This is a genomic window from Streptomyces sp. NPDC060002 (assembly GCF_042737245.1).
Taxonomy (GTDB): Bacteria; Actinomycetota; Actinomycetes; order Streptomycetales; family Streptomycetaceae; genus Streptomyces.
Genome location: NZ_JBHWUW010000116.1, coordinates 1 through 7,855 on the forward strand (window position 1 = coordinate 1; position 7,855 = coordinate 7,855).

Annotated in this window: 7 protein-coding genes and 1 pseudogene; 7 read left to right on the forward strand and 1 reads right to left on the reverse strand. The window is 68.3% G+C overall.

Annotated elements, in window-relative coordinates:
- The first annotated feature begins 645 nt into the window (after positions 1-645).
- The 5 genes and pseudogenes from kdpF to ACFWBD_RS41290 form a co-directional block, all read left to right on the forward strand.
- Complete coding sequence (kdpF, locus tag ACFWBD_RS41270; RefSeq protein ID WP_256916116.1) at positions 646-735, forward strand: K(+)-transporting ATPase subunit F; 90 nt, start codon at positions 646-648, stop codon at positions 733-735.
- An 8-nt stretch (positions 736-743) separates the two neighbouring features.
- Positions 744-2,408, forward strand: a complete 1,665-nt coding sequence (kdpA, locus tag ACFWBD_RS41275; RefSeq protein ID WP_385679317.1) for a potassium-transporting ATPase subunit KdpA — start codon at positions 744-746, stop codon at positions 2,406-2,408.
- The gene (gene kdpB, locus ACFWBD_RS41280; RefSeq protein ID WP_385679320.1) at positions 2,405-4,531 is read left to right on the forward strand and encodes a potassium-transporting ATPase subunit KdpB; all 2,127 of its coding nucleotides are present in this window, start codon (positions 2,405-2,407) and stop codon (positions 4,529-4,531) included. The genes kdpA and kdpB overlap by 4 nt, the downstream gene beginning before the upstream one ends.
- A gap of 24 nt (positions 4,532-4,555) precedes the next feature.
- The gene (locus ACFWBD_RS41285; protein WP_385679323.1) at positions 4,556-5,224 is read left to right on the forward strand and encodes a potassium-transporting ATPase subunit C; all 669 of its coding nucleotides are present in this window, start codon (positions 4,556-4,558) and stop codon (positions 5,222-5,224) included.
- Between the two features lie 133 nt (positions 5,225-5,357).
- Positions 5,358-5,738, forward strand: a pseudogene (locus tag ACFWBD_RS41290) (response regulator); the annotation flags it as partial.
- Here the strand turns inward: ACFWBD_RS41290 and ACFWBD_RS41295 are convergent.
- On the reverse strand, positions 5,665-5,919 hold the full coding sequence (locus ACFWBD_RS41295) for a hypothetical protein (protein WP_385679332.1): 255 nt from the start codon (positions 5,917-5,919) through the stop codon (positions 5,665-5,667). The pseudogene ACFWBD_RS41290 and the gene ACFWBD_RS41295 sit on opposite strands and share 74 nt — an antisense overlap.
- A 264-nt stretch (positions 5,920-6,183) precedes the next feature.
- On the opposite strand from ACFWBD_RS41295, the gene ACFWBD_RS41300 reads away from it, so the two are divergent.
- Both ACFWBD_RS41300 and ACFWBD_RS41305 read left to right on the forward strand, forming a co-directional pair.
- Complete coding sequence (locus ACFWBD_RS41300) at positions 6,184-6,327, forward strand: hypothetical protein (RefSeq protein WP_385679326.1); 144 nt, start codon at positions 6,184-6,186, stop codon at positions 6,325-6,327.
- On the forward strand, positions 6,324-7,559 hold the full coding sequence (locus tag ACFWBD_RS41305) for a PP2C family protein-serine/threonine phosphatase (RefSeq protein ID WP_385679329.1): 1,236 nt from the start codon (positions 6,324-6,326) through the stop codon (positions 7,557-7,559). The genes ACFWBD_RS41300 and ACFWBD_RS41305 overlap by 4 nt, the downstream gene beginning before the upstream one ends.
- The last annotated feature ends 296 nt before the right edge of the window (positions 7,560-7,855 follow it).

The following is a 7,855-nucleotide window of genomic DNA, read 5'->3' on the forward strand; positions in this document are numbered from 1 at the left end:
GGACCAGGCCCGCGGATCCATCCGCGGGCCTGGTCCGATGTGCGCCATCGCCTCCTTCCGGGCCCGGTCGTTTCTGTGGGAACCATGCGGGCTGCACCGCCGCCGAGTTCTACTGGCCCTCTGGGCAGGTCCCAGCACATTGCGGGTGAGGGGTGGGGACGTACGTCAGATCCGGCGGCCGGTACGCGTTGCCGGGCCGCGGCTCCATCGGCTTGGGGAAGTTGGTGTCAGTTGGGCAGATCTTGTGAACAGCTCATAGTTCGTGGACAGCGTGGCACACGGACGCGGTGATCTGCCGACTGCGGTTCCGGATCTCCTGATCTCACCGTCTCCGCGTTCCTCGGCACCTGAACATTTCCCGCCGACCCGCCTCTGCTCGGGGCGGGCCGGCGCGCTGTTCAAGTGGACGGGTGGACTCGTTCCCGCAGATGGAGGGGCGGCCGTAAGAGTTCCGTCAAAGCCGGACCCGTTGCCGTAAGGGAGGTGTCAACGGCGACCGAATCCGGCCATGAAGGCGGTTTCCTCGAATCGTCCGTTCAATCCGAACCTCTTCTAGGAGCTCGCGATGGCCGACCTGGCCTTCGTCGTCACCACGATCGCGGTGTTCGCGTTGGTGGCTCTTGTCGCCAGGGGGGTGACCAAGCTGTGACCGCCGAGAACATCGTCGGCCTCGTCGTGGCCGTCGCCCTGCTGGGCTATCTGATCCTCGCCCTGATCTTCCCGGAGAGGTTCTGAGAACAGATATGGGACCCGTACTTGCCGGCGTGCTCCAGCTGCTCGCCCTGACAGGGGCACTGGCGCTCGCCTGCATCCCGCTCGGCGACTACATGGCCAAGGTCTACTCCTCCGACAAGCACCTGCGTGTCGAGAAGTGGATCTACAAGGGCATCGGCGCCGACCCGAACACCGAGATGCGCTGGCCCGCGTATCTGCGCGGTGTGCTGGCCTTCTCGGCGGTCGGCGTCCTCTTCCTCTACCTGCTCCAGCGGCTCCAGGGCCACCTGCCCGGCTCGCTCGGCTTCCAGGCGATCGACCCGGATCAGGCGTTCAACACCGCCGCGTCCTTCGTGTCGAACACGAACTGGCAGTCGTACTACGGCGAGCAGGCCATGGGCCACGTCGTGCAGACGGCCGGCCTGGCGGTGCAGAACTTCGTCTCCGCGGCCGTCGGCATCGCCGTCGCCGTCGCGCTGGTGCGCGGCTTCGCCCGGTCCCGCACCGGTGAGCTGGGCAACTTCTGGTCGGACCTGGTGCGCGGCACCGTCCGCGTCCTGATCCCGATCTCGGTGATCGGCGCGATCGTGCTGGTCGCGTGCGGCGCCATCCAGAACTTCTCCGGCATCCACGAGGTCGGCCAGTTCATGGGCGGCTCGCAGGAGTGGAACGGCGGCGCTGTCGCCTCGCAGGAAGTCATCAAGGAGCTGGGCACCAATGGCGGCGGCTACTTCAACGCCAACTCCGCCCACCCCTTCGAGAACCCCACCCCGTTCACGAACCTCTTCGAGATCTTCCTGATCCTGCTCATCCCGTTCGCCCTGACCCGCACCTTCGGCCGGATGGTCGGCAGCCTCAGGCAGGGCTACGCGATCCTCGCCACGATGGCCACCATCTGGATCGGCTTCACGGCGCTGATGATGTGGACCGAGTTCGCCCACCACGGCCCGGCGTTCGACATCGCCGGCGGCGCCATGGAAGGCAAGGAGACCCGGTTCGGCGTCGGCGGTTCGTCGATCTTCGCGGTGGCGACCACACTGACCTCGACCGGCGCGGTGGACTCCTTCCACTCCTCCTTCACCGGCCTCGGCGGCGGCATCACCATGCTCGGCATGCAGCTCGGTGAGATCGCGCCCGGCGGTACCGGATCCGGCCTCTACGGCATGCTGATCATGGCGGTCATCGCGGTGTTCATCGCCGGCCTGATGGTCGGCCGGACCCCCGAGTACCTGGGCAAGAAGATCGGCACCCGCGAGATCAAGCTCGCGGCCTGCTACATCCTCATCACCCCGGCGCTGGTGCTCGTCTTCACCGCTGCGGCGATGGCGCTGCCCACGCCCGGCAACTCGATGACCAACAGCGGGGCGCACGGCTTCTCCGAGATCCTGTACGCCTACACGTCCGGCGCCAACAACAACGGCTCGGCCTTCGCGGGCCTGAACGCCGACACCCAGTGGTTCAACACCACCATCGGGCTGGCCATGCTGCTCGGCCGCTTCCTGCCCATGGTCTTCGTCCTCGCCCTGGCCGGCTCGCTCGCCGAGCAGAGGCCCGTGCCGGCGACCGCGGGCACCCTGCGCACCGAGAAGCCGCTGTTCACCGGCCTGCTGGTGGGCGCGATCCTGATCATCACCGGTCTGACCTACTTCCCGGCGCTCGCGCTGGGACCGCTGGCCGAGGGGCTGGCGTCATGACCACTCGTACAGAGAAGCAAGAGGACTCGATGTCCACAGCCACTCCGGCCCGGGCGCCGCACCGTGATGTGCCGACCGGCCACAAGGACGAAGGACGTGTCGGCGCGGGTCTGTTCGACCCGAAGCAGCTGCTGAAGTCGCTGCCGGACGCCTTCCGCAAGCTCGATCCGCGGGTGATGGTCAAGTCGCCCGTGATGTTCGTGGTGTGGATCGGCTCCCTGCTGACCACGGTCTTCTCGTTCAAGGACCCGGGGGACTGGTTCGGCTGGACCATCAGCGCCTGGCTGTGGCTGACCGTCGTCTTCGCCAACCTGGCGGAAGCGGTCGCCGAGGGCCGGGGCAAGGCGCAGGCCGACACCCTGCGCAAGGCGAAGACCGACACGGTGGCCCGGCGGCTGGCGGGTGACCGCGTGGAACAGGTGCCTGGCACCGAACTGCGCATCGGCGACCTGGTCGTGTGCGAGGCCGGCGACATCGTCCCGGGCGACGGTGACGTCGTCGAGGGCGTCGCGTCCGTCGACGAGTCGGCGATCACCGGTGAGTCGGCGCCCGTCATCCGTGAGTCGGGCGGTGACCGGAGCGCTGTCACCGGCGGCACGAAGGTTCTCTCCGACCGGATCGTCATCAGGATCACGACGAAGCCGGGCGAGACCTTCATCGACCGCATGATCGCCCTGGTCGAGGGCGCGGCCCGGCAGAAGACGCCGAACGAGATCGCGCTGAACATCCTGCTCGCCTCGCTGACGATCGTCTTCCTGCTCGCGGTGGCGACGCTGCCGCCGTTCGCGGACTACGCGGGCACGCATCTGACGATGGTCGTGCTGGTGGCGCTGCTGGTCTGCCTCATCCCCACCACGATCGGCGCGCTGCTGTCGGCGATCGGCATCGCGGGCATGGACCGGCTGGTGCAGCGCAACGTCCTGGCCATGTCGGGGCGGGCCGTCGAGGCCGCCGGTGACGTGTCGACCCTGTTGCTCGACAAGACCGGCACCATCACCCTCGGCAACCGCCGGGCCGCCGAGTTCGTGCCGGTGAGCGGCACCACCGAAGCCGAACTCGCCGACGCCGCCCAGCTGTCGTCCCTGGCCGACGAGACCCCGGAAGGCCGCTCCATCGTCGTCCTGGCGAAGGAGAAGTACGCGCTGCGCGAGCGCCGGCAGGGAGAACTCAAGGGCGCCGAGTGGATCGTTTTCACCGCTCAGACCCGGATGTCGGGTGTGGACGTCGACGGCCGGAAGATCCGCAAGGGCGCGGCCGGTTCGGTCGTCGCCTGGGTCCGGGAACAGGGCGGCGAGGTGTCGAGGGACGCCGGCGCGCTCACCGACCGGATCTCCGAAGCGGGCGGCACGCCGCTGCTCGTGGCCGTCGAAGACACCGAAGGCGCCCGTGTGCTGGGCGTCATTCACCTCAAGGACGTCGTCAAGGACGGCATGCGTGAGCGGTTCGACGAACTGCGCCGGATGGGCATCAAGACCGTCATGATCACGGGCGACAACCCGCTCACGGCGAAGGCGATCGCCGAGGAGGCCGGTGTCGACGACTTCCTCGCGGAGGCCACTCCCGAGGACAAGATGGCGCTCATCAAGCGGGAGCAGGCGGGCGGCAAGCTCGTCGCGATGACGGGTGACGGCACCAACGACGCACCCGCGCTCGCCCAGGCGGACGTCGGCGTCGCGATGAACACGGGCACGTCGGCCGCGAAGGAGGCCGGCAACATGGTCGACCTCGACTCCAACCCGACCAAGCTCATCGAGATCGTCGAGATCGGCAAGCAACTCCTCATCACCCGAGGCGCGTTGACGACGTTCTCCATCGCCAACGACGTCGCGAAGTACTTCGCGATCATCCCGGCGCTGTTCGCGGCGGTCTACCCGGGCCTGGACAGGCTCAACATCATGGGCCTGTCCTCGCCGGACTCCGCGATCCTTTCCGCCGTCATCTTCAACGCCCTCATCATCATCGCCCTGGTCCCGCTGTCCCTGAAGGGCGTGCGATACCGGCCGGTCAGCGCGGACAGGATGCTGCGGCGCAACCTGACGATCTACGGCATCGGCGGCCTGATCGCCCCGTTCATCGGCATCAAGCTCATCGACCTGCTCATCTCCCTCATCCCCGGGCTGTAATTTCTTGAAAGCGTGCTGATCCCCATGAACAACTCGGTATCGAACACCGCCCGGTTGCTGTGGGCGGGGCTGCGCGCCCTGCTGGTGCTGACGGTGGTGACGGGCGTGATCTACCCGCTTGCCGTCACCGGTGTGGCGCAGGCGCTCTTCAACGACCAGGCGAACGGCTCCGAGATCAAGGCGGACGGCAAGGTCGTCGGCTCGTCCCTGATCGGGCAGTCGTACAACCTGCCGCTGAAGGAAGGGCAGGAGACCCCGGAGCCCGACCTGAAGTGGTTCCAGGGCCGCCCGGCGAACGGCCTGGGCACCAATAGCGTCAACACCCAGTACAAGCTGATCCTTTCCGGCGCGACGAACCGGTCCGGTGACAACAAGGACCTGATCGACTGGGTGACCGCCGCCAAGGCCGCCGTCGTGAAGGACAACTCGGTCGACGGCTACATGGTGAAGCCCTCCGCCGTGCCCGCCGACGCCGTGACGTCTTCCGGCTCCGGTCTGGACCCGGACATCTCGCCCGACTACGCGGACATCCAGGTCCACCGGGTCGCCGAGAAGAACGGCCTGTCCGTCGCCCAGGTGCGGAAGCTGGTCGACGAGCACACCGACGGCCGCACCCTCGGCTTCGTCGGCGAACCCCGGGTCAATGTGCTCGAGCTCAACATCTCCCTCAAGGACCTCCTGGCGAAAAGCTGATGGGCTTACGTGCACCATGCGGGAGTCGGCGTACCGGGAGACATCCCGAGGCGTCGACTCCCGCCGCCATAAGGCCGGTTCCGCATGATCCATACGATCCGGCCCTCCGTACAGGCAGGAAGGGCGTAGCCCGATGACCCGGCTACCGGTGGTGGAGGACGACCCTCAGCTCGTCCGGGCCCTCGTGATCGACCTGACAGCCCGCCTGAACAGGGTGGATCCTGCGCCCGACGGCACCACCGCGCTCCGGCTGGCCGCGGCCCGCCAGCCGGATGTGGTCCTGCTCGACCCGGGCCTGCCCGACATGGACGGTACCGACGTCATCAGGGCGCTGCGCGGCTGCACCCGCGTGCCGATCCTGGTGCTGTCGGCACGCCGCGCCTCCCAGGAGAAGGTCGCCGCACTTGACGCGGGCGCCGACGACTACATCACCAAGCCGTTCAGCCGAGAGGGCGCCCCGAGCAGGCGTGCACTGCCACCGGAGACGACGCCTGGCCGACGGGGTGGCAAAGACACAGGTGAGCGACGATCTGCTGGCCGCTCTCCGGGGCGATGGTGTGCAGCTGGTCGCACAGGCGGGCGACCTGCTGCAGGCCGTGCCGGCCGACGCGGCGGAAGTCGTAGGCGCGAAGTGCGGGCGGGCGAGGGGAGCTGTCATGCACGGTGATGCGCAGCAGGGCGGCGTCGGGTGTCACGGTCAGTGCCAGGCGGTCCGGACCGTGCGCAACGCATTGGTGACCAGGTCACTGACGACGAGCCTGGCATCCCGGCTCCGCCGGTGGTCGGGGTGGTGCGTTCATGGGGTGCCCACCGGTCCTGGCTGATGGGCGCGGGGTCGGTGCCGTCGATCGGGAACTGTCCGAGCGTGCCGCTGCGGCAGCCGGTAGCGGTCGCAGGAAGCTCAGGGGGTGCGTGAGTCTTAGGCTGAAGATGCTCGGGGCTACCTGCGGAGGTCTGCCATGCCCCGAAGCGTATGGTCCGGAGCCATTTCGTGCGGCCTGGTGACGGCGCCGTTCAACGTGGTCGGCGTGATCGAGGACCGCTGCATCCGCTTTCGCCAGTGCCATCTGGAGCTGTGCCGGTGGAAGGGACTGTGGTCGTGAGTGGTGTGCAGAGCGGACTTCCCCGGTTGCTGACGGCAGCGGAGACGGCGGCCCCGGTGGAGGCCGTCGACGTGGTCGCCGAGGACCTGCGGCGGCGCTTCAAAGCCGCGAAGGTCTCCTTCCTCATCGTGGACCTGACGGGGAAGGCAGTGGCGCGGCTGTCCACCGCCCCTGCGGAGGGTGAGCGGGAGGCCGAGCGGATCCCCTTGTTCGGCAGCGTGTACGAGGAGGTGATCCGTACCCAGCGGCTGTATCAAGAGGCGACCGGTCAGGGACAGCGGGTGATCGTGCCGGTCACCAACCGGGGAGATGCGATCGGGCTGCTGGAACTGCTCCTGCCGGCCGCCCCCGGCGAGGACGTCCTTGATGAGGTCGGGGAAGCCGCCCACATCCTGGCCTATGTCGTGATCGCCAATGGGCGTTTCACCGACCTCTACACGTGGGGCAAACGCTCCAGGCCTCCCACCCTGGCAGCAGAAATCCAGTACCAGCTGCTGCCCCCGGCACTGTCGTGCGAGGCCGCACAGTTCACCCTGTGCGGGAGCCTGGAGCCCTCCGAAGGCCTCAGCGGCGACACGTTCGACTACACCCTGGACCGCGACACCCTCCATATCTCGGTGACCGACCCCATGGGCCATGACATCGATGCGGCCCTGGCCGCCACGGTCCTGGTGAGCGCCCTGCGCGGCGCCCGCCGCGCGGGAGCCGGCCTGGCCGAACAGGCCCACCTGGCCGACCAGGCACTGGCCGACCACGGCCACGGTCACGCCACCGGGCAACTGCTGCGCATCAATCTCCGCACCGGGCAGGCCCAGCTCGTCAACGCCGGTCACCCCTGGCCCTTGCGGATGCGCGAGGGGGCGGTGGAGGTGATCACCTGCGAGGTGGACCATCCCTTCGGGCTGTCCGAGTTCGCGACCCGCCCCTACCGCGTTCAGGACCTCGATCTGCGCCATGGTGACCGTGTGCTCATGTTCACCGACGGCATGCTGGAACGTCACGGGGAGCAGGTCGACCTGCCCGCCCTGCTGGAGCGCACCCGGGACCTGCACCCGCGGGAGACCGCGTTGATGCTGACGTCCGCAGTCCGGGACGCCGCCGGCGGTCGGCTCGAAGACGATGCCACCGTGATGTGCCTGGACTGGCACGGCCCCCAGGAGACACAGCGGCACGTCAGCTCCGGCGCGGACACGCGGCAGGCTTCAGCCGGCCGCCCGAAGCGCCGGCCGTGACCAGGTTCCTGCCCCGCACCAGGTGCCGATTACTGCCGGTGGGGATCTCTGAAGCATCCGCACAGCGGGCACAGCCGAGTCGCGGGCTTCTCAGCGACGTCCAGGGCGCGCTCCAGACCGGGCAGCGGTGCCCCCTGGACCATGAGTGCACGGCTCGGCGCTGATGCAGGGCGGTCCGGAGGTTGAAGAGAGAAGCCACCACCTAGGCACTGTCTGACAAAGGATCTTGGGTGGGTTCGCGGAGCCAGAGGATGAGTGCGGCCAGGTGGACTCCGGCCTTGTAGCGGGTGGCGAGT